Source organism: Halalkalibacter lacteus (genome assembly GCF_036663595.1).
GTDB lineage: Bacteria > Bacillota > Bacilli > Bacillales > Bacillaceae_D > Halalkalibacter > Halalkalibacter lacteus.
Map to the genome: position 1 here is coordinate 1 of NZ_JAWRVL010000531.1, position 209 is coordinate 209.

A 209-nucleotide genomic window follows, 5' to 3' on the forward strand; every position below is an offset into this window, starting at 1 on the left:
CGCAAAAGAGCTTAACGACCGTGTTCGGCATGGGAACGGGTGTGACCTCTTTGCTATCGCCACCAGACTATAATGGTGTTTTCTCAAAAACACCTTGAAAGAAATGATTCCTTCAAAACTAGATAATGCATAATAGAAACGTATCAAGAATATATTGGATAAGTCCTCGACCGATTAGTATCTGTCAGCTCCACGTGTCGCCACGCTTC

At 43.1% G+C, this 209-nt stretch carries 1 rRNA gene; it reads right to left on the reverse strand.

What is annotated here, in order from left to right:
- Window positions 1–67 (reverse strand): 5S ribosomal RNA (rrf, locus tag SAZ04_RS23245); the annotation flags it as partial.
- Window positions 68–209: the final 142 nt, after the last annotated feature.